This window comes from Enterobacter sp. A103 (genome assembly GCF_034427535.1).
Taxonomy (GTDB): domain Bacteria; phylum Pseudomonadota; class Gammaproteobacteria; order Enterobacterales; family Enterobacteriaceae; genus Enterobacter; species Enterobacter asburiae_B.
The window spans coordinates 1-18748 of the sequence record NZ_JAXQPQ010000003.1 but is presented as its reverse complement, the minus strand read 5'-3'; the positions used below and the strand labels follow the sequence as shown (position 1 = coordinate 18748).

Genomic DNA, 18748 nt, shown 5'->3' with positions numbered 1-18748 from the left:
TGAAGATGGCTGAACCACGTTTCGTACACCTGCGGGTGCATAGCGACTACTCCATGATCGATGGGCTGGCGAAGACCGGGCCGCTGGTAAAAAAGGCGGCCTCCCTTGGCATGCCCGCGCTGGCGATCACCGATTTTACCAACCTGTGTGGCCTGGTGAAGTTCTACGGAACGGCGCACGGTGCGGGAATGAAGCCTATCGTCGGCGCAGATTTTCATGTCCAGAGCGATCTCGTCGGCGATGAAATGACGCAAATCTCCGTGCTGGCGATGAACAACACGGGCTATCAAAACCTCACTCTGCTTATCTCAAAAGCCTATCAGCGCGGATATGGTGCGCTGGGCCCGTGGATCGACAGGGACTGGCTGGCTGAGCTGAACGAAGGGCTGCTGCTGATCTCTGGCGGCCGTATGGGCGATGTCGGTAAATGCCTGCTGCGCGGCAATAGCGCGCTGGTGGATCAATGCGTCTCGTTCTATGAAGAGTATTTCCCGGATCGTTATTATCTGGAGTTGATCCGCACCGGTCGTCAGGACGAAGAGAGCTATCTGCATGCGGCGGTCGCACTTGCGGAAGAACGCGGGCTGCCCGTCGTCGCGACAAACGATGTACGCTTCCTCGAGCCGGGAGATTTTGACGCTCACGAAATTCGCGTGGCGATCCACGATGGCTTCACGCTCGACGATCCGAAACGGCCGCGTAATTACTCCGCTCAACAGTACATGCGCAGCGAGGAGGAGATGTGTGAACTCTTCTCCGATATCCCCGAAGCGCTGGAAAACAGCGTAGAGATCGCCAGGCGCTGTAACGTTACCGTCCGCCTCGGCGAATACTTCCTGCCGCAGTTCCCGACGGGTGACATGACCACGGAAGATTTCCTGGTCGTGAAATCAAAAGAAGGTCTGGAAGAGCGTCTGGAATTCCTGTTCCCGGATGAGGCCGTTCGCAAAGAGAAGCGGCCGCCGTACGATGAGCGCCTGGATATTGAACTCCAGGTCATCAACCAGATGGGCTTCCCGGGCTACTTCCTGATCGTAATGGAGTTTATCCAGTGGTCAAAGGATAACGGCGTACCGGTCGGACCGGGGCGTGGCTCCGGTGCGGGATCGCTTGTGGCCTATGCGCTTAAAATTACCGACCTCGATCCGCTGGAATTCGACCTGCTGTTCGAACGTTTCCTTAACCCGGAACGTGTCTCCATGCCCGACTTTGACGTCGACTTCTGCATGGAGAAACGCGACCAGGTGATCGAGCACGTTGCCGATATGTACGGCCGTGATGCGGTATCGCAGATTATTACGTTCGGTACGATGGCGGCGAAAGCGGTTATCCGCGACGTCGGCCGCGTGCTGGGCCACCCGTACGGGTTTGTCGATCGCATTTCTAAGCTGGTGCCGCCCGATCCGGGCATGACGCTGGCAAAAGCGTTTGAAGCCGAACCTCAGCTGCCGGAAATCTACGAAGCTGACGAAGAAGTGAAAGCGCTGATCGACATGGCGCGCAAGCTGGAAGGCGTCACGCGTAACGCCGGTAAGCATGCGGGGGGCGTGGTTATCGCCCCGACCAAAATTACCGACTTCGCGCCGCTCTACTGCGATGAAGCGGGTGAGCACCCGGTTACTCAGTTTGATAAGAACGACGTAGAATACGCCGGGCTGGTGAAGTTTGACTTCCTCGGCCTGCGTACGCTGACGATCATCGACTGGGCGCTGAAGATGATCAACCCGCGCCGGGAAAAGCAGGGCCTTGAGCCGATAGACATTGCCGCCATCCCGCTGGATGACAAGAAAAGTTTCGACATGCTGCAGCGCTCGGAGACGACGGCCGTCTTTCAGCTTGAATCCCGCGGCATGAAAGATCTGATTAAACGCCTGCAGCCCGACTGCTTCGAAGATATGATCGCACTGGTCGCCCTGTTCCGTCCGGGCCCACTGCAGTCAGGGATGGTAGATAACTTTATCGACCGTAAGCACGGTCGCGAAGAGATTTCTTACCCGGACGTTCAGTGGCAGCATGAAAGCCTGAAGCCGGTGCTGGAGCCAACCTACGGCATTATCCTGTATCAGGAACAGGTCATGCAGATTGCTCAGGTGCTTTCCGGCTATACGCTCGGCGGCGCGGACATGCTGCGTCGTGCGATGGGTAAGAAAAAGCCGGAAGAGATGGCCAAGCAGCGCTCCATCTTTGAAGACGGGGCGAAGAAAAACGGCGTTGACGGCGAGCTGGCGATGAAAATCTTCGACCTGGTGGAGAAATTCGCCGGGTACGGATTTAACAAATCCCACTCCGCCGCCTATGCTTTGGTGTCGTATCAAACGCTGTGGCTGAAAGCGCACTATCCTGCTGAATTTATGGCGGCGGTAATGACGGCCGATATGGACAACACCGAGAAGGTGGTTGGCCTGGTGGACGAGTGCTGGCGCATGGGGCTTAAGATCCTGCCGCCGGATATTAACTCAGGGCTCTACCACTTCCACGTCAACGACGACGGAGAGATCGTTTACGGGATCGGCGCGATCAAAGGCGTGGGCGAAGGTCCGATCGAGGCGATCATCGAAGCGCGTAACAACGGCGGGTATTTCCGCGAGCTGTTCGATCTTTGCGCCCGTACCGACACCAAAAAACTGAACCGTCGCGTGCTGGAAAAACTGATCATGTCCGGCGCGTTTGACAGGCTGGGGCCGCACCGTGCCGCGCTGATGAATTCCCTCGGCGACGCCCTGAAAGCGGCGGATCAGCACGCAAAAGCGGAAGCCATTGGTCAGGCGGATATGTTCGGCGTGCTGGCGGAAGAGCCAGAGCAGATCGAGCAATCTTATTCCAACTGCCAGCCGTGGCCAGAACAGGTGGTACTGGATGGGGAGCGTGAGACGTTAGGCTTGTACCTGACGGGGCACCCGATCAACCAGTACATCAAAGAAATTGAGCGCTATGTCGGCGGCCACAGGCTTAAAGACATGCATCCGACAGAACGTGGTAAAATCACCACGGCTGCGGGGCTCGTGATTGCCGCAAGGGTTATGGTCACCAAGCGCGGTAATCGTATCGGCATCTGTACGTTGGATGACCGTTCCGGGCGTCTGGAGGTGATGTTGTTCACCGACGCGCTGGATAAATACCAGCAATTGCTGGAAAAAGACCGCATACTTATCGTCAGCGGACAGGTCAGCTTTGATGACTTCAGTGGGGGGCTTAAAATGACCGCCCGCGAAGTGATGGACATTGACGAAGCCCGGGAAAAATATGCTCGCGGGCTTGCTATCTCGCTGACGGACAGGCAAATTGATGACCAGCTTTTAAACCGACTCCGTCAGTCTCTGGAACCCCACCGCTCGGGGACAATTCCAGTACATCTCTACTATCAGAGGGCGGATGCACGTGCGCGGTTGCGCTTTGGTGCAACGTGGCGTGTCTCTCCGAGCGATCGTTTACTGAACGATCTCCGTGGCCTCATTGGTTCGGAGCAGGTGGAACTGGAGTTTGACTAATACAGGAATACTATGAGTCTGAATTTCCTTGATTTCGAACAGCCGATTGCTGAGCTGGAAGCGAAAATCGATTCTCTGACAGCGGTAAGCCGTCAGGATGAAAAACTGGATATTAACATCGACGAAGAAGTGCATCGTCTGCGCGAGAAAAGCGTAGAGCTGACCCGCAAAATCTTTGCCGATCTCGGCGCATGGCAGGTGGCCCAGCTGGCTCGCCATCCACAGCGTCCGTACACCCTGGATTATGTCCGCCTGGCGTTTGACGAATTTGACGAACTGGCAGGCGATCGCGCATACGCTGACGATAAAGCTATCGTTGGTGGTATCGCGCGTCTGGACGGACGCCCGGTGATGATCATTGGTCATCAGAAAGGTCGTGAAACCAAAGAGAAAATCCGTCGTAACTTCGGTATGCCAGCACCAGAAGGCTACCGTAAAGCCCTGCGTCTGATGGAGATGGCTGAGCGTTTCAACATGCCAATCATCACCTTCATCGACACCCCGGGTGCATACCCTGGCGTGGGCGCGGAAGAGCGCGGTCAGTCTGAAGCCATCGCGCGCAACCTGCGCGAGATGTCTCGTCTGAAGGTGCCGGTCATCTGTACCGTTATCGGTGAGGGTGGTTCCGGCGGTGCGCTGGCGATTGGCGTGGGCGATAAAGTGAATATGCTGCAGTACAGCACCTATTCCGTTATCTCTCCGGAAGGCTGTGCGTCCATTCTGTGGAAAAGCGCCGACAAAGCGCCGCTGGCTGCAGAAGCAATGGGCATCATTGCGCCACGCCTGAAAGAGCTGAAGCTGATCGACTCCATCATCCCGGAACCGCTGGGTGGTGCGCATCGTAAGCCGGAAGTAATGGCGGCTTCTCTGAAAGCGCAGCTGCTGGCTGACCTGGCGGATCTGGACGTGCTGAGCAAAGACGATCTGCTCAACCGCCGCTACCAGCGTCTGATGACCTACGGTTACGCGTAAGCTTCACAATTATCTGAAAAGCCGCACAATGTTGCGGCTTTTTTTATACCTGCGGTTTAGCCGGACTATGCTTAGCTAATGTTTTTTAAGGAGGAAGCCCATGAATATCATTGCCATTATGGGGCCACACGGCGTCTTTTATAAAGATGAGCCGATTAAGGAGCTGGAGCAATCCCTGCAGTCGCGCGGGTATCAGCTAATCTGGCCGCACAACAGCGCCGATCTGCTGAAGTTCATCGAGCATAACCCGCGTATCTGCGGCGTGATCTTCGACTGGGACGAATACGATCTCGAACTGTGCAGCGACATCAACAAGCTGAACGAATACCTCCCGCTGTACGCGTTTATCAATACCCACTCAACCATGGACGTCAGCGCCAATGATATGCGTATGGCGCTGTGGTTCTTTGAATATTCCCTCGGCGTTGCGGAAGATATTGCGACCCGCATTCAGCAATACACGAATGAATATCTCGATAACATCACTCCCCCCTTTACCCGTGCGCTCTTCACCTACGTGAAGGAGGGGAAATATACCTTCTGTACGCCAGGTCATATGGCGGGAACGGCCTATCAAAAAAGCCCGGTGGGCTGCCTGTTCTATGATTTCTTCGGTGGCAACACCCTAAAAGCGGACGTGTCTATTTCAGTCACCGAACTAGGCTCTCTGCTGGATCACACCGGCCCGCATCTTGAAGCCGAAGAGTATATCGCCCGCACCTTTGGCGCCGAGCAGAGCTATATGGTGACCAACGGCACCTCGACCTCGAACAAAATTGTCGGGATGTACGCTGCGCCTGCTGGCAGCACCTTGCTGATTGACCGTAACTGCCATAAATCGCTGGCACACCTGCTGATGATGAGCGACGTCGTACCGCTCTGGCTGTCGCCCACGCGTAACGCGCTCGGTATTCTTGGCGGCATTCCGCGCCGGGAGTTCACCCATGACGCCATTGAAAGTAAGGTCGCGGCAATTCCTGGCGCAAGCTGGCCTGTCCATGCGGTGATCACCAATTCCACCTACGACGGTTTGCTGTACAACACGAACTGGATCAAACAGACGCTGGACGTGCCGTCGATCCACTTCGATTCCGCATGGGTGCCTTACACTAATTTCCATCCGATTTACGCAGGCAAAAGCGGCATGAGCGGTGAACGGGTGCCGGGGAAAGTGTTCTTCGAAACGCAGTCGACGCATAAAATGCTGGCGGCGTTTTCCCAGGCTTCGCTTATTCACATCAAAGGCGAGTACGACGAAGACACGTTCAACGAAGCCTTTATGATGCACACCACCACCTCGCCGAGCTACCCGCTGGTGGCCTCTATTGAAACGGCCGCGGCGATGCTGCGCGGCAATCCCGGTAAGCGTCTCATCAATCGTTCGGTGGAACGCGCGCTGCATTTCCGTAAAGAGGTGCAGCGGCTGAAAGACGAAGCCGACGGCTGGTTCTTTGATATCTGGCAGCCGGAAGAGATTGATGAAGCAGAATGCTGGCCCGTCTCGCCCGGCGAAGACTGGCATGGCTTCCGGGATGCCGATAGCGACCATATGTTCCTCGACCCGGTAAAAGTGACGATCCTGACGCCGGGCATGGATGAGCAGGGCAAGATGAGCGATGAAGGTATTCCGGCCGCGCTGGTCGCGAAATTCCTTGATGAACGTGGCGTGGTGGTGGAGAAAACCGGTCCCTATAACCTGCTGTTCCTGTTCAGCATCGGGATCGACAAAACCCGGGCGATGGGGTTGTTGCGCGGCCTGATGGAGTTTAAGCGGGCCTACGATCTCAACCTGCGGGTGAAGAACATGCTGCCGGATCTCTACGCGGAGGATCCCGACTTCTATCGAAATATGCGCATTCAGGATCTGGCCCAGGGGATCCACAGGCTGATCCGTCAGCACGATCTGCCGCGTCTGATGCTTCAGGCGTTCGATGTCTTACCGGAGATGAAGTTTACCCCGCACAAGGCATGGCAGCGCCAGGTGAAAGGGGAGGTCGAAACCGTCGAGCTGGAAAACCTGGTCGGGCGCGTATCGGCTAACATGATCCTGCCTTACCCACCGGGCGTTCCGCTCCTGATGCCGGGAGAGATGATTACCGAAGAGAGTCGGGCCGTGCTCGATTTCCTGCTGATGCTCTGCTCTGTCGGGCGCCACTATCCCGGTTTTGAGACGGATATCCACGGTGCGAAGCGCGACGAGAGCGGCGTTTACTGGGTGCGAGTCCTAAAATAAGGGTGACCGCTTGCCAGGCGCGGGTTTTCGGTTGTAACGTTCAGGCATCATAAAAAGGAGAAGCTATGCTGGGTTTAAAAGCTGTTCATCATATTGCGATCATTGCGACCGATTACGCGAAAAGTAAGGCCTTCTACTGCGACATCCTGGGCTTTACGCTCATGAGCGAGGCCTACCGCGAGGAGCGCGACTCCTGGAAGGGCGACCTGGCGTTAAACGGGCAATATGTGATTGAGCTCTTCTCTTTTCCTTTTCCGCCTGCACGTCCGTCCCGCCCGGAAGCCTGCGGCCTGCGTCATCTTGCCTTCAGCGTCGATGACCTGGATAGCGCAGTTAAGCATCTGGAAGCGCACGGCGTGACGTGCGAAGCGATACGCGTCGATCCGTTCACCGACAAGCGCTTTACCTTTTTCAACGATCCGGACGGCCTGCCGCTGGAGCTTTATCAGCAGTAATGGTTGTCCTGTGTGATAATGCCCGCTCAGTTCGGGCATTTTTTATGTGTAATCTCCTATGACCTTACCCGCTATCGCACAAGCCGTTTCACCGTACCGCCAGCTGCTGGTGGGGTTTAGCGGTGGCCTGGATTCTACCGTGTTGCTGCATCGCCTTAAGCTTTGGCGCGATCGGGAACCTGACGTCCAGCTTCGGGCGATGCATATTCACCACGGATTAAGTCCTCACGCAGAGGCGTGGGTGGTGCACTGTGAAGCCTTGTGTGCGGCCTGGGCGATCCCGCTCATCGTTGAGCGCGTCACGCTTGCGGAGGAGGGGCTGGGCATCGAAGCGCAGGCGCGGAAAGCCCGCTATGCCGCATTTGCCGGGGCATTACGTCCTGGAGAAGCGCTGGTCACGGCCCAGCATCTGGACGATCAGTGTGAAACCTTTCTGCTGGCCCTTAAGCGGGGCAGCGGCCCGGCGGGACTTTCTGCCATGCCGACGCGTTCTGAATTTGCCGGCACAACGTTACTGCGTCCGCTGCTTGGCGAGACGCGGGCCTCACTGGAAGCCTGGGCGCGAGAACATCAGCTGAACTGGATCGAAGATGAGAGTAACCAGGATGACGGCTATGACCGTAACTTCCTGCGTCTGCGCGTCCTCCCGCTTTTAGGCGAGCGCTGGCCGCATTTCGCCGACGCGACGGCAAGAAGCGCCATGCTGTGCGCCGAACAGGAATCGTTGCTGGATGAACTGTTGAGCGACGAGCTGGCTGCACTCATTTCTGCCGACGGGGCGTTGGCGATCGCACCGATGAAAGCGATGAGCCCGGTACGTCGCGCCGCGCTGTTACGGCGCTGGCTGGCCTTTCATCGCGCCGCGATGCCGTCGCGGACAATGCTGAGCCGTATCTGGGACGAAGTCGCACTGGCGCGGGATGATGCTTCTCCGTGCGTCCACCTGAACGGTTTTGAGGTTAGACGTTATAAAGGGGAGCTCTGGTGGATAAAATCCATGCCCTCTCTGACCGATGTGGTGCTCGACTGGCTTTCTCCTGACGCGCCCCTGATATTGCCCTGTGAGGCAGGACGCGTTTCTCTTCTGTCGTCTGGTCATGTGCGGCTGCCGAAGCCCGATGAACCTGTCACCGTGCGCTTTAAGGCTGGCGGCCTGCTGCATATCGTCGGGCGCAACGGGGGACGGAAGCTGAAGAAAATATGGCAGGAGTGTAACGTGCCGCCGTGGCTGCGCGACACCACGCCGCTACTGTTCTACGGTGAAACGCTTATCGCTGCGGCAGGGGGGTTCATCACGGAAGAGGGGTGGTCAGAAGAGGGCGTTCGTTTTGAGTGGCAGAAAGCGTAACGGGCAGCCAGGCTGCCCGTTAGTGTCATCAGGATTCGCTCACCACGACGGTGCCGATTTGCGGGTGGCTGAAGCTGGCTATTTTGTCCAGACGCAGCTCACGCGTCGCACCGGCGTCTTCCACTATCAGGTATTCCACATTCTTTCGTGAAACCAGATCGCTGGCTTTCGCCTTCAACACTTCGCCATCTTTTAGCTCCAGCGTCAGTAATAAATGATGCTGGCAGGCGAGTTCGAGGTTGTCATAGTCATCACAATTGATGGGTTGATAAGTATCATTCATCGACATAATCGCTCACCAGTAAATTCGCCGCAGCATACGCTGCTTTTTCCCTGACCGACTCTGAAAGGCTCTCATCAGAGGCCACTTCATTAAGCACCTTCAATACACAGCCCAACGCGTCCGGGATATACCCCAGATCTCCGCTGGCGATTTCCGCATACCGTTTGCGAATTAACTCACAATAATTATTCACATCCCCTCCCGCCAGCGCACTGACTTACTGTGAGATATCATTAAGCCTACGAAGATAAACTCGGTTTAGCAAGGTGACTATACCATACTCATTTAAGCAATATCAGGGCCTTGATAGCGGTGTATTTAACACCCTGTAACAGCCTTTTGCCGCGGTTTTCGCTACAATGTGCGCCTGATTCGAATGGAGTTCTCTCATGGCGCTGAAAGCGACAATTTATAAAGCTGTGGTCAATGTGGCCGATCTGGATCGCAACCAGTTCCTCGATGCGTCGCTTACGCTGGCACGCCACCCCTCCGAAACCCAGGAGCGCATGATGCTGCGCCTGCTGGCGTGGATTAAGTATGCCGACGAGCGTCTGCAGTTTTCCCGTGGGTTAAGCGCAGAAGACGAGCCTGAAGCCTGGCTGCGCAACGATCATCTGGGTATCGATTTGTGGATCGAACTCGGCCTGCCGGACGAGCGCAGAATTAAGAAGGCCTGCACCCAGTCCGCTGAAGTGGCCTTATTCGCGTATAATCAGCGCGCTGCGGAGATCTGGTGGCAGCAAAACAAGGGCAAGTGCGGACAGTTTAAAAATCTCACGGTCTGGTATCTGGACGATGAGCAGCTGGCGCAGTTGAGCGAATTTGCCAGCCGGACCATGGTTTTGCAGGCGACGATTCAGGATGGTGCCATCTGGCTCTCTGATTCTCAGAATAATCTGGAAATTCATTTAACGGCGTGGCAACCCGCGTCATGATCGTCTTGTCCCGAAACGTCAGCATCCCTGACAACGAGCTGGAGATCACCGCCATCCGTGCGCAGGGGGCTGGCGGGCAGCACGTCAACAAGGCGTCGACGGCTATCCATTTGCGTTTTGACATTCGGGCCTCAAGCCTGCCAGAGTATTATAAAGAAAGCCTGCTTGCCGCCAGCCATCACCTGATCACCAGCGATGGCGTGATTGTGATCAAAGCCCAGGAGTACCGCAGCCAGGAGCTCAACCGGGAAGCGGCGCTAGCCAGGCTGGTGGCGGTCATCAAAGAGCTAACGGCAGTACAAAAAAGCCGCCGGGCAACGCGGCCAACCCGCGCATCGAAAGAGCGTCGGTTGTCCTCGAAGGCCCAAAAATCCACAGTGAAAGCACTACGCGGTAAAGTTCGTCGCCCGACAGAGTGACGAAAGGGAACACACTTTTCATAAGGAATTCATTGTGAAAAAAGCATTATGGTCAGCGCTGGCAGTGAGTACGCTGTTTGCGCTTTTTGGGTGTAACAACCGCTCCGAAACGCAGGTTTTACAACCCACGCAAACGGAAGAATTAAAACCGATGCAGCAGAGCTGGCGCGGCGTATTGCCTTGCGCGGACTGTGAAGGCATTGAAACGTCTCTGTTCCTGCAAAAAGATGGCACCTGGGTGATGAATCAGCGCTATCAGGGCGCTAAAGAGCCTTCTTCTTTTGCAACTTATGGAACATGGGCGCGTACGGCAGAGAAGCTGGTCCTGACGGATACCTCCGGTGAGAAAACCTTTTTCCGCGCCAAAGGCGAGGGGATGGAGATGCTCGACCGCGAAGGCAACCCGATTGAATCCCAGCTCAACTACACGCTGGCGCCGGTAAAAGCGGCTCTGCCTGCCACGCCGATGGCAATGCGGGGGATGTACTTCTATATGGCGGATGCGGCGATATTTACCGACTGCGCAACCGGCAGGAAGGTCAGCGTGGCAAACAATGCGCAGCTTGAACGTGATTACGCTGTGGCACGCGGCAATGACAGTAAGCCGGTACTGCTGACGGTTGACGGTCACTTTACGCTGGAGCCAAACCCGGATAGCGGGGAGATGGTGAAAACGCTGGTGGCAGATAAAGACGCGAAGTTTGTTGCGGGTAAAGACTGTAACAGTAAATAAGCCGACGCTGCGCCATTAAAAAACCCCGCCTGAGCGGGGTTTTTTGTTTAGCCTTTGATGGCTTTCACCAGGTAATCAAGAATGTCGCCGGTCTTGATCATCTGTTTCTCGCCGCTGCGACGGTATTTGTATTCAATCTCATCGCTGTCGAGGTTACGGTCGCCGATGACGACGGTGTGCGGGATACCGATCAGTTCCATATCGGCAAACATCACGCCTGGACGCTCTTTACGGTCATCCATCAGCACTTCGATACCCTGAGCGCGCAGCTCGGCATACAGCTTCTCGGCCAGCTCCTGCACGCGGTAAGACTTGTGCATGTTCATTGGCAGAATAGCCACCTGGAACGGCGCAATATTGTCCGGCCAGACGATGCCGCGTTCGTCGTAGTTCTGCTCAATCGCCGCAGCCACCACGCGCGTCACCCCGATACCGTAGCAACCCATGGTCAGGATCTGGTTACGGCCATCTTCACCCTGAACAGCCGCGTTCAGCGCGCGAGAGTATTTATCACCCAGCTGGAAGATATGACCCACTTCGATGCCGCGCTTAATCATCAGGGTACCCTGGCCGTCCGGGCTTGGATCGCCTGCAACCACGTTACGGATGTCAGCCACTTCCGGCGTCGCCAGGTCGCGATCCCAGTTGATGCCGAAGTAATGTTTACCGTCGATGTTCGCACCTGCGGAGAAGTCGCTCATTGCCGCAACCGTGCGGTCAATGACAACAGGCACCGGTAGATTGACTGGACCCAGTGAACCTGGACCCGCATTCACCACGGCGCGGATTTCCGCTTCCGTTGCGAAGGTCAGCGGGCTGGCAACCTGCGGCAGCTTCTCGGCTTTCACTTCGTTCAGCTCGTGATCGCCACGCACCAGCAGGGCAACCAGCGGGTAAGCGCTGCCTTCGGTGGATTTCACCAGCAGCGTTTTCACGGTTTTTTCGACAGGCAGATTGAACTGCTCAACCAGCTCGGCAATGGTTTTAGCGTTTGGCGTATCAACCAGCGTCATCTCTTGCGTTGCCGCCCCGCGTGGTTCTTTTGGCGCCAGCGCTTCTGCAAATTCGATGTTCGCCGCGTAGTCTGAAGAGTCAGAGAAGATCACATCGTCTTCACCGCTCTGCGCCAGTACCTGGAACTCATGGGATGCGCTACCGCCGATGGAGCCGGTATCAGCCTGCACAGCACGGAAATCCAGACCCATGCGGGAGAAGATTTTGCTGTACGCCGCATACATTGCGTCGTAGGTCTCTTGCAGTGATTCCGGAGAGGTATGGAAAGAGTAAGCATCTTTCATCAGGAATTCGCGAGAGCGCATAACGCCGAAACGCGGGCGAACTTCGTCACGGAACTTGGTCTGGATCTGGAAGAAGTTCAGCGGCAGCTGTTTGTAAGAGCTCAGCTCATTACGAATCAGGTCGGTAATGACTTCTTCATGCGTTGGGCCGAGAACGAACGGACGCTCGCCGCGATCGACAAAGCGCAGCAGTTCAGGACCATACTGTTCCCAACGGCCGCTCTCCTGCCACAGGTCAGCGGGCTGAACCACAGGCATGGACACCTCGATAGCACCGGCGTTGTTCATCTCTTCACGCACGATGTTTTCGACTTTTTTCAGGACGCGCACGCCGGTCGGCAGCCAGGTATATAACCCGGAGGCCAGCTTGCGGATCATCCCGGCGCGCAGCATCAGCTGATGGCTGATCACTTCGGCGTCGGCAGGCGTCTCCTTCAGAGTGGAGAGCAGATATTGGCTAGTACGCATGTTGTTACGGTTCCATTTCGACGATTGGAACAGGCTGAAACACCAGCCTGACACAAAAAAAGTGGTTTAGTTTACCAGTGTGGCAAAGATGCCAAAAGAGAGGAGAACAAAATTACCTGGGTTCAAGGGCAAACACTTCAAAACCTGCCCCGGTGACGCGCCAGCGAACGTTGAAATCGAGCAGCCAGACGGCGTACGTTTTTCCTTCTTCCTCTTCTTTACGGTAGGCCGGACGCGGGTCCTGTGCCAGAACTTCAGTGATGAAATCCCGTAAGCGAGGATAGCGTTTCTCCAGCTGACCGAGCTGCGCGGTTATCTCAGGCGTAAAATAAACAGGCATGTCCGCCTGCGGCGCGTCCTGAGCATAACTTGCACGCGCGTCCGGGAGGGCTTCGGCGAAGGGCAGATAGGGTTTGATGTCGATTACCGGCGTGCCGTCTACCAGGTCCAGGCTACCTAACTCCAGTATCACCCGATCTTTCTGGCAGCGTATGCCTTTCAGTTCAACCAGCGACATGCCAACCGGGTTTGGGCGGAAGGTCGAGCGGGTCGCAAACACGCCCATTCTCGCATTTCCGCCAAGACGAGGAGGGCGCACGGTAGGACGCCAGCCGCCTTCCATCGTCTGGTGAAACACGAACACCACCCATAAATGGCTGAAAGCCTCGAGCCCGCGTACCGCATCGGACTGATTGTAAGGCGCAATCAGGTGAAGCTCACCGCTTCCGCTGGTCACAAGACCGGGCTGGCGGGGGACGGCGAACTTCTCTTTATAAGGAGAGTGGATAACGCCTATCTGCTCGAACTGAAATGCACTCATTTCGCCGTGATGTTCAGCGCAGAACCGATGCAAACCGCCTGACGATAGCAGCCCGGCGTGCCGCTGGTGACTTCGCAGCTGTGCAGCAGAACCGCGTTGGCTTTCATTTTTGCGGCATTAATCTGCATACGTTTACGCGCTGTCGGAATATTTGGTGGTGAGTCCTGATTGGTCGCCTGACAGGATTCGCCGCTCACTTCGCCCAGTTCACGGAACGGTTTACCGACGAGTTCGTCTGCTTTCGTGATAATGCGAACCGGCGCAGGGCGAACCACTTTCGGTTTCGTAGGCTCGGTTTTTGGCGGGGTTGCCGTGCTTTGAACAGGTTCAACGGGAGATCTGCTTAGCATAGAACAGCCGCTCAGCATGAGTGCTAAAAGACAGATCGGTAAAGCACGCATAATAGTTCCTCAATGGATAATCAAAACGTCAGATATTGAATCAGTTGACTGCACAAATGACAAGACGGGCATAAGCCCGTCCTGATGATATTACACTGAGGTGAGATTACCAGCCTTTAACAGCGCCGCCGTTAAACACTTTGTTGGCTTCCTGGTAAACTTCATCAGACTGATAAGCCTGAACGAATTTCTTCACGTTTTCCGCGTCCTTGTTGTCTTCGCGAGTCACGATCAGGTTAACGTACGGGGAGTCTTTATCTTCAACGAAGATACCGTCTTTAGCCGGCGTCAGGCCAATCTGGCTGGCATAGGTGGTGTTGATCACGGCCAGGGCAATCTGCGCATCGTCCAAAGAACGTGGCAGCTGCGGTGCTTCCAGTTCAACAATTTTCAGATTTTTCGGGTTCTCGGTGACATCCAGAACGGTTGGCAGCAGGCCAACACCGTCTTTCAGTTTGATCAGGCCCACTTTCTGCAGCAGCAGCAGGGAACGGCCAAGGTTGGTTGGGTCGTTAGGCACGGCAACCTGAGAGCCCGGCTGCAGCTCGTCCAGCGATTTAATTTTCTTAGAGTAACCGGCAATTGGATAAACGAAGGTGTTACCAACACCCACCAGTTTATAGCCACGATCTTTGATCTGCTGATCCAGGTATGGCTTATGCTGGAAGGCGTTAGCGTCGATATCGCCTTTGCTCAGCGCTTCGTTCGGCAGAACGTAATCGTTGAAGGTCACGAGCTCAACGTCCAGGCCATATTTCTCTTTCGCCACTTTCTGAGCAACTTCAGCAACCTGTTGTTCTGCACCCACGATAACGCCCACTTTAATGTGGTTTGGATCTTTTTCGTCCTGACCGCAACCCACCAGTGCCAGAGAGCCGATCAGCGCGCCTACTGCTGCAAAGGTCTTTAATTTAAACGCCATGTTTTATCCTTAACTCGTAGAGTTTGTGTTGTGTGTAACGTTATTTGTGAGTAACGGTCCGGACGATGCGATCGCCGGAGAACTGGATTAAATAAACCAGAACAACCAGCAATACCAGAACGGTATTCATCACGGTAGCGTTATATCCAATATAGCCGTACTGGTAACCAATCTGGCCTAAACCGCCAGCGCCAACTGCGCCACCCATTGCGGAATAACCGACCAGCGTGATGAGCGTGATGGTTGCCGCGTTCACCAGGCCCGGCAGTGCTTCCGGGAGCAGAACTTTGCGGACGATCTGCATCGGCGTTGCGCCCATCGCGCGTGAGGCTTCGATCAAACCGGTTGGGATCTCCAGCAGGGCGTTTTCCACCATACGGGCGATAAACGGCGCGGCCCCCACGGTCAGCGGAACGATGGCCGCCTGCAGACCGATAGACGTTCCGACGATCACGCGGGTAAACGGAATCATCCACACCAGCAGAATAATGAAGGGAATAGAACGGAAGATGTTCACCAGCGCAGAGAGCGTACGGTACAGTTTCGCGTTCTCAATGATTTGACCCGGACGCGTCACGTACAGCAATACGCCGACCGGCAGGCCAATCACAAAACCAAAGAAGCCAGAGACAAAGGTCATTGCCAGCGTTTCCCAAACGCCGCGAACCAGCAGCCACATCATCGGCTCAGACATAACCCAGTACCTCTACTTTTACGTGGTGTTCTTGCAGCCAGGCAATCGCGGCCTGGGTTTCTTCTTGTGTGCCGTGCATTTCTGTCAGCATGATGCCGAACTTCACGCCACCGGCGTAATCCATCTGCGCGCTGATGATGTTGTTGTTCACGTTAAAGCGACGCGCGGTTTCGGAAAGCAGGGGAGCGTCAACGGACTGACCGGTGAACTCCATGCGCAGCATCGGGACGCTGTCTGCTGCGGGTTCGGTTTTCAAACGCTCCAGATAATCTTCCGGAATATCCAGATGCAGCGTGGACTGGATGAACTGCTGTGCCAGCGGCGTCTTCGGATGCGAGAAGACTTCACTTACCGTGTCCTGCTCGATCAGTTCACCGTTGCTGATGACCGCCACGCAGTCGCAGATGCGTTTCACCACGTCCATCTCATGCGTAATAAGGAGGATCGTCAGGCCCAGGCGACGGTTAATGTCTTTCAGCAGTTCCAGAATCGAACGCGTGGTTGCCGGATCCAGTGCGCTGGTGGCTTCATCACACAGCAGTACCTTAGGATTACTTGCCAGCGCGCGGGCAATGGCCACTCGCTGCTTTTGCCCACCGGACAGATTTGCCGGGTAGCTATCATGCTTATCGCCCAGACCCACGAGGTCGAGCAGTTCGGTGACGCGACGCTTCACTTCTTCTTTCGGCGTATTATCCAGCTCAAGCGGCAGGGCAACGTTGCCGAACACGGTGCGGGAAGCCAGCAGGTTAAAGTGCTGGAAGATCATGCCAATCTGACGACGCGCTTTGGTGAGTTCTTTCTCTGAGAGGGCGGTAAGTTCCTGGCCGCCAACTTCTACGCTGCCCTGGGTTGGGCGCTCAAGCAGGTTAACACAACGAATCAGCGTGCTTTTACCTGCACCCGATGCGCCAATGACGCCATAAATTTGACCAGCAGGAACATGCAGGCTGACGTTGTTCAGCGCCTGAATGGTTCGGTTCCCCTGCTGGAACACTTTGGTGATATTGGAAAGTTTAATCATTAGATTATTTTTATCGTATGTAAGTTAGCCGTGGCATTTTCTTCTGCCAGATACGGGTGATGACCGTAAACAAAACGGATGTTAAGGCATCCAGACGTCTAAATCAATCCAACTCTGTACGATGAGCACTTTATTGCGCTGCGATTCATGAGATACTAGTCGAACATGCCTTTTTCAGGAGCAAACCGGTGGCAAAATCAGTACCCGCAATTTTTCTCGATCGTGATGGCACTATTAATGTGGATCACGGTTATGTTCATGAGATTGATGAGTTCGAGTTTATCGAGGGCGTAATAGATGCCATGCGCCAGCTGAAAGAGATGGGTTATGCGCTGGTGGTTGTGACGAACCAGTCCGGTATTGCACGCGGTAAATTCACCGAGGCGCAGTTCGAGACGCTGACGGAATGGATGGACTGGTCGCTAGCCGACCGCGGTGTGGATCTCGACGGCATCTACTATTGTCCGCACCACCCGCAGGGAACCGTTGATGCGTATCGTCAGACCTGCGACTGCCGTAAGCCGCATCCTGGGATGTTCATCTCTGCACAGGAGTTCCTGCACATTGATATGTCTGCTTCTTATATGGTGGGCGATAAACTGGAAGATATGCAGGCAGCAGCAGCGGCGGGTGTAGGAACCAAAATATTAGTTCGCACCGGTAAGCCAGTGACGCCAGAAGCAGAAAATGCAGCGGATTGGGTAATTAATAGTCTGGCCGATCTGCCAAAAGAGATTAAAAAGCACCAAAAATAGCCTTTTTGGTGAAAAGATGAGCGGTTGAAATAAAAATGCATTTTTCCGCTTGTCATTCCTCGGCCGCCCCCTATAATGCGCCTCCATCGACACGGCGGATGTGAATCACTTCACAGACAACCCGGTCGGTTGAAGAGAAAAATTCTGAAATAACGGGTTGACTCTGCAAGAGGAAAGCGTAATATACGCCACCTCGCAACGGTGAGCGAAAGCCGCGTTGCACTGCTCTTTAACAATTTATCAGACAATCTGTGTGGGCACTCAAAGTGACATGGATTCTTAACGTCCTCGGACGAAAAATGAATACCAAGTCTCTGAGTGAACATACGTAATTCATTACGAAGTTTAATTCACGAGCATCAAACTTAAATTGAAGAGTTTGATCATGGCTCAGATTGAACGCTGGCGGCAGGCCTAACACATGCAAGTCGAGCGGTAACACAGGGAGCTTGCTCCCGGGTGACGAGCGGCGGACGGGTGAGTAATGTCTGGGAAACTGCCTGATGGAGGGGGATAACTACTGGAAACGGTAGCTAATACCGCATAACGTCGCAAGACCAAAGAGGGGGACCTTCGGGCCTCTTGCCATCAGATGTGCCCAGATGGGATTAGCTAGTAGGTGGGGTAACGGCTCACCTAGGCGACGATCCCTAGCTGGTCTGAGAGGATGACCAGCCACACTGGAACTGAGACACGGTCCAGACTCCTACGGGAGGCAGCAGTGGGGAATATTGCACAATGGGCGCAAGCCTGATGCAGCCATGCCGCGTGTATGAAGAAGGCCTTCGGGTTGTAAAGTACTTTCAGCGGGGAGGAAGGCGATAAGGTTAATAACCTTGTCGATTGACGTTACCCGCAGAAGAAGCACCGGCTAACTCCGTGCCAGCAGCCGCGGTAATACGGAGGGTGCAAGCGTTAATCGGAATTACTGGGCGTAAAGCGCACGCAGGCGGTCTGTCAAGTCGGATGTGAAATCCCCGGGCTCAACCTGGGAACTGCATTCGAAACTGGCAGGCTAGAGTCTTGTAGAGGGGGGTAGAATTCCAGGTGTAGCGGTGAAATGCGTAGAGATCTGGAGGAATACCGGTGGCGAAGGCGGCCCCCTGGACAAAGACTGACGCTCAGGTGCGAAAGCGTGGGGAGCAAACAGGATTAGATACCCTGGTAGTCCACGCCGTAAACGATGTCGACTTGGAGGTTGTGCCCTTGAGGCGTGGCTTCCGGAGCTAACGCGTTAAGTCGACCGCCTGGGGAGTACGGCCGCAAGGTTAAAACTCAAATGAATTGACGGGGGCCCGCACAAGCGGTGGAGCATGTGGTTTAATTCGATGCAACGCGAAGAACCTTACCTACTCTTGACATCCAGAGAACTTTCCAGAGATGGATTGGTGCCTTCGGGAACTCTGAGACAGGTGCTGCATGGCTGTCGTCAGCTCGTGTTGTGAAATGTTGGGTTAAGTCCCGCAACGAGCGCAACCCTTATCCTTTGTTGCCAGCGGT

17 protein-coding genes and 1 rRNA gene are annotated in these 18748 nt (G+C 55.1%); 10 read left to right on the top strand and 8 right to left on the bottom strand.

The annotated features are described in order from the left end of the window. Positions 1–5 precede the first annotated feature (5 nt). The 5 genes from dnaE (at position 6) to tilS (ending at position 8496) form a co-directional block, all read left to right on the top strand. Positions 6–3488, top strand: coding sequence for a DNA polymerase III subunit alpha (dnaE, locus tag SPH27_RS10520; protein ID WP_033144674.1), 3483 nt, complete (start codon positions 6–8; stop codon positions 3486–3488). A 12-nt stretch (positions 3489–3500) separates the two neighbouring features. After that, positions 3501–4460: an acetyl-CoA carboxylase carboxyl transferase subunit alpha gene (gene accA / locus SPH27_RS10515; protein ID WP_023310466.1), complete on the top strand. Its 960-nt coding sequence runs from the start codon at positions 3501–3503 to the stop codon at positions 4458–4460. Positions 4461–4560: 100 nt separating this feature from the next. Beyond that, positions 4561–6693 (top strand): lysine decarboxylase LdcC, encoded by a 2133-nt coding sequence (locus SPH27_RS10510; protein ID WP_182072882.1) that lies wholly within the window; start codon positions 4561–4563, stop codon positions 6691–6693. Between the two features lie 65 nt (positions 6694–6758). Further along, on the top strand, positions 6759–7148 hold the full coding sequence (locus SPH27_RS10505; protein ID WP_023334583.1) for a VOC family protein: 390 nt from the start codon (positions 6759–6761) through the stop codon (positions 7146–7148). Between the two features lie 58 nt (positions 7149–7206). Then, positions 7207–8496: a tRNA lysidine(34) synthetase TilS gene (tilS, locus tag SPH27_RS10500; RefSeq protein WP_182072881.1), complete on the top strand. Its 1290-nt coding sequence runs from the start codon at positions 7207–7209 to the stop codon at positions 8494–8496. A gap of 28 nt (positions 8497–8524) precedes the next feature. Here the strand turns inward: tilS and rof are convergent, their stop codons facing one another. Together rof and SPH27_RS10490 are read right to left on the bottom strand one after the other, a co-directional pair. Then, positions 8525–8785 (bottom strand): Rho-binding antiterminator, encoded by a 261-nt coding sequence (gene rof, locus SPH27_RS10495; protein ID WP_008501890.1) that lies wholly within the window; start codon positions 8783–8785, stop codon positions 8525–8527. Beyond that, entirely contained in the window at positions 8772–8972 is a 201-nt protein-coding gene (locus SPH27_RS10490; RefSeq protein ID WP_006173580.1) for a YaeP family protein, read from the bottom strand. Before SPH27_RS10490 ends, rof begins: the two co-directional genes overlap by 14 nt. A 196-nt stretch (positions 8973–9168) precedes the next feature. Between SPH27_RS10490 and SPH27_RS10485 the strand changes: the two genes are divergently transcribed. Genes SPH27_RS10485 through nlpE form a run of 3 tightly spaced genes read left to right on the top strand, consistent with a single transcriptional unit; the run spans position 9169 to position 10866 of the window. Beyond that, positions 9169–9714 (top strand): YaeQ family protein, encoded by a 546-nt coding sequence (locus tag SPH27_RS10485; RefSeq protein WP_047060067.1) that lies wholly within the window; start codon positions 9169–9171, stop codon positions 9712–9714. Continuing rightward, positions 9711–10133 carry an alternative ribosome rescue aminoacyl-tRNA hydrolase ArfB gene (gene arfB / locus SPH27_RS10480; RefSeq protein ID WP_182072883.1) on the top strand — a complete coding sequence of 141 codons (423 nt, stop codon included), beginning with the start codon at positions 9711–9713 and terminating at the stop codon, positions 10131–10133. The genes SPH27_RS10485 and arfB overlap by 4 nt, the downstream gene beginning before the upstream one ends. A 34-nt stretch (positions 10134–10167) precedes the next feature. Then, positions 10168–10866: an envelope stress response activation lipoprotein NlpE gene (gene nlpE / locus SPH27_RS10475; RefSeq protein ID WP_039260572.1), complete on the top strand. Its 699-nt coding sequence runs from the start codon at positions 10168–10170 to the stop codon at positions 10864–10866. A 47-nt stretch (positions 10867–10913) separates the two neighbouring features. Here nlpE and proS read toward each other — a convergent pair whose 3' ends face one another. From proS to metN, 6 genes are all read right to left on the bottom strand, one after another. Beyond that, positions 10914–12632: a proline--tRNA ligase gene (proS, locus tag SPH27_RS10470; protein WP_182072880.1), complete on the bottom strand. Its 1719-nt coding sequence runs from the start codon at positions 12630–12632 to the stop codon at positions 10914–10916. A 112-nt stretch (positions 12633–12744) separates the two neighbouring features. Further along, the gene (gene tsaA / locus SPH27_RS10465; RefSeq protein WP_182072879.1) at positions 12745–13452 is read right to left on the bottom strand and encodes a tRNA (N6-threonylcarbamoyladenosine(37)-N6)-methyltransferase TrmO; all 708 of its coding nucleotides are present in this window, start codon (positions 13450–13452) and stop codon (positions 12745–12747) included. Further along, entirely contained in the window at positions 13449–13853 is a 405-nt protein-coding gene (gene rcsF / locus SPH27_RS10460) for an Rcs stress response system protein RcsF (protein ID WP_063440181.1), read from the bottom strand. The genes tsaA and rcsF overlap by 4 nt, the downstream gene beginning before the upstream one ends. Before the next feature lie 106 nt (positions 13854–13959). Then, positions 13960–14775 carry a methionine ABC transporter substrate-binding lipoprotein MetQ gene (gene metQ, locus SPH27_RS10455; protein WP_014168729.1) on the bottom strand — a complete coding sequence of 272 codons (816 nt, stop codon included), beginning with the start codon at positions 14773–14775 and terminating at the stop codon, positions 13960–13962. 40 nt (positions 14776–14815) lie between these two features. Then, positions 14816–15469 carry a methionine ABC transporter permease MetI gene (locus tag SPH27_RS10450; RefSeq protein WP_014168730.1) on the bottom strand — a complete coding sequence of 218 codons (654 nt, stop codon included), beginning with the start codon at positions 15467–15469 and terminating at the stop codon, positions 14816–14818. Then, entirely contained in the window at positions 15462–16493 is a 1032-nt protein-coding gene (gene metN, locus SPH27_RS10445) for a methionine ABC transporter ATP-binding protein MetN (RefSeq protein WP_023310475.1), read from the bottom strand. Before metN ends, SPH27_RS10450 begins: the two co-directional genes overlap by 8 nt. A gap of 188 nt (positions 16494–16681) precedes the next feature. Here metN and gmhB point away from each other — a divergent pair, with 188 nt between their 5' ends. Both gmhB and SPH27_RS10435 read left to right on the top strand, forming a co-directional pair. Next, entirely contained in the window at positions 16682–17248 is a 567-nt protein-coding gene (gene gmhB, locus SPH27_RS10440) for a D-glycero-beta-D-manno-heptose 1,7-bisphosphate 7-phosphatase (protein ID WP_048974968.1), read from the top strand. A gap of 367 nt (positions 17249–17615) precedes the next feature. Continuing rightward, positions 17616–18748, top strand: a 16S ribosomal RNA gene (locus SPH27_RS10435); the annotation flags it as partial.

Coding starts and splice junctions, on each gene's coding strand:
- dnaE (WP_033144674.1), top strand. CDS start 6: ATGGCTGAACCACGTTTCGTACACCTGCGGGTGCATAGCGACTACTCC.
- accA (WP_023310466.1), top strand. CDS start 3,501: ATGAGTCTGAATTTCCTTGATTTCGAACAGCCGATTGCTGAGCTGGAA.
- SPH27_RS10510 (WP_182072882.1), top strand. CDS start 4,561: ATGAATATCATTGCCATTATGGGGCCACACGGCGTCTTTTATAAAGAT.
- SPH27_RS10505 (WP_023334583.1), top strand. CDS start 6,759: ATGCTGGGTTTAAAAGCTGTTCATCATATTGCGATCATTGCGACCGAT.
- tilS (WP_182072881.1), top strand. CDS start 7,207: ATGACCTTACCCGCTATCGCACAAGCCGTTTCACCGTACCGCCAGCTG.
- rof (WP_008501890.1), bottom strand. CDS start 8,785: ATGTCGATGAATGATACTTATCAACCCATCAATTGTGATGACTATGAC.
- SPH27_RS10485 (WP_047060067.1), top strand. CDS start 9,169: ATGGCGCTGAAAGCGACAATTTATAAAGCTGTGGTCAATGTGGCCGAT.
- arfB (WP_182072883.1), top strand. CDS start 9,711: ATGATCGTCTTGTCCCGAAACGTCAGCATCCCTGACAACGAGCTGGAG.
- proS (WP_182072880.1), bottom strand. CDS start 12,632: ATGCGTACTAGCCAATATCTGCTCTCCACTCTGAAGGAGACGCCTGCC.
- tsaA (WP_182072879.1), bottom strand. CDS start 13,452: ATGAGTGCATTTCAGTTCGAGCAGATAGGCGTTATCCACTCTCCTTAT.
- rcsF (WP_063440181.1), bottom strand. CDS start 13,853: ATGCGTGCTTTACCGATCTGTCTTTTAGCACTCATGCTGAGCGGCTGT.
- metQ (WP_014168729.1), bottom strand. CDS start 14,775: ATGGCGTTTAAATTAAAGACCTTTGCAGCAGTAGGCGCGCTGATCGGC.
- SPH27_RS10450 (WP_014168730.1), bottom strand. CDS start 15,469: ATGTCTGAGCCGATGATGTGGCTGCTGGTTCGCGGCGTTTGGGAAACG.
- metN (WP_023310475.1), bottom strand. CDS start 16,493: ATGATTAAACTTTCCAATATCACCAAAGTGTTCCAGCAGGGGAACCGA.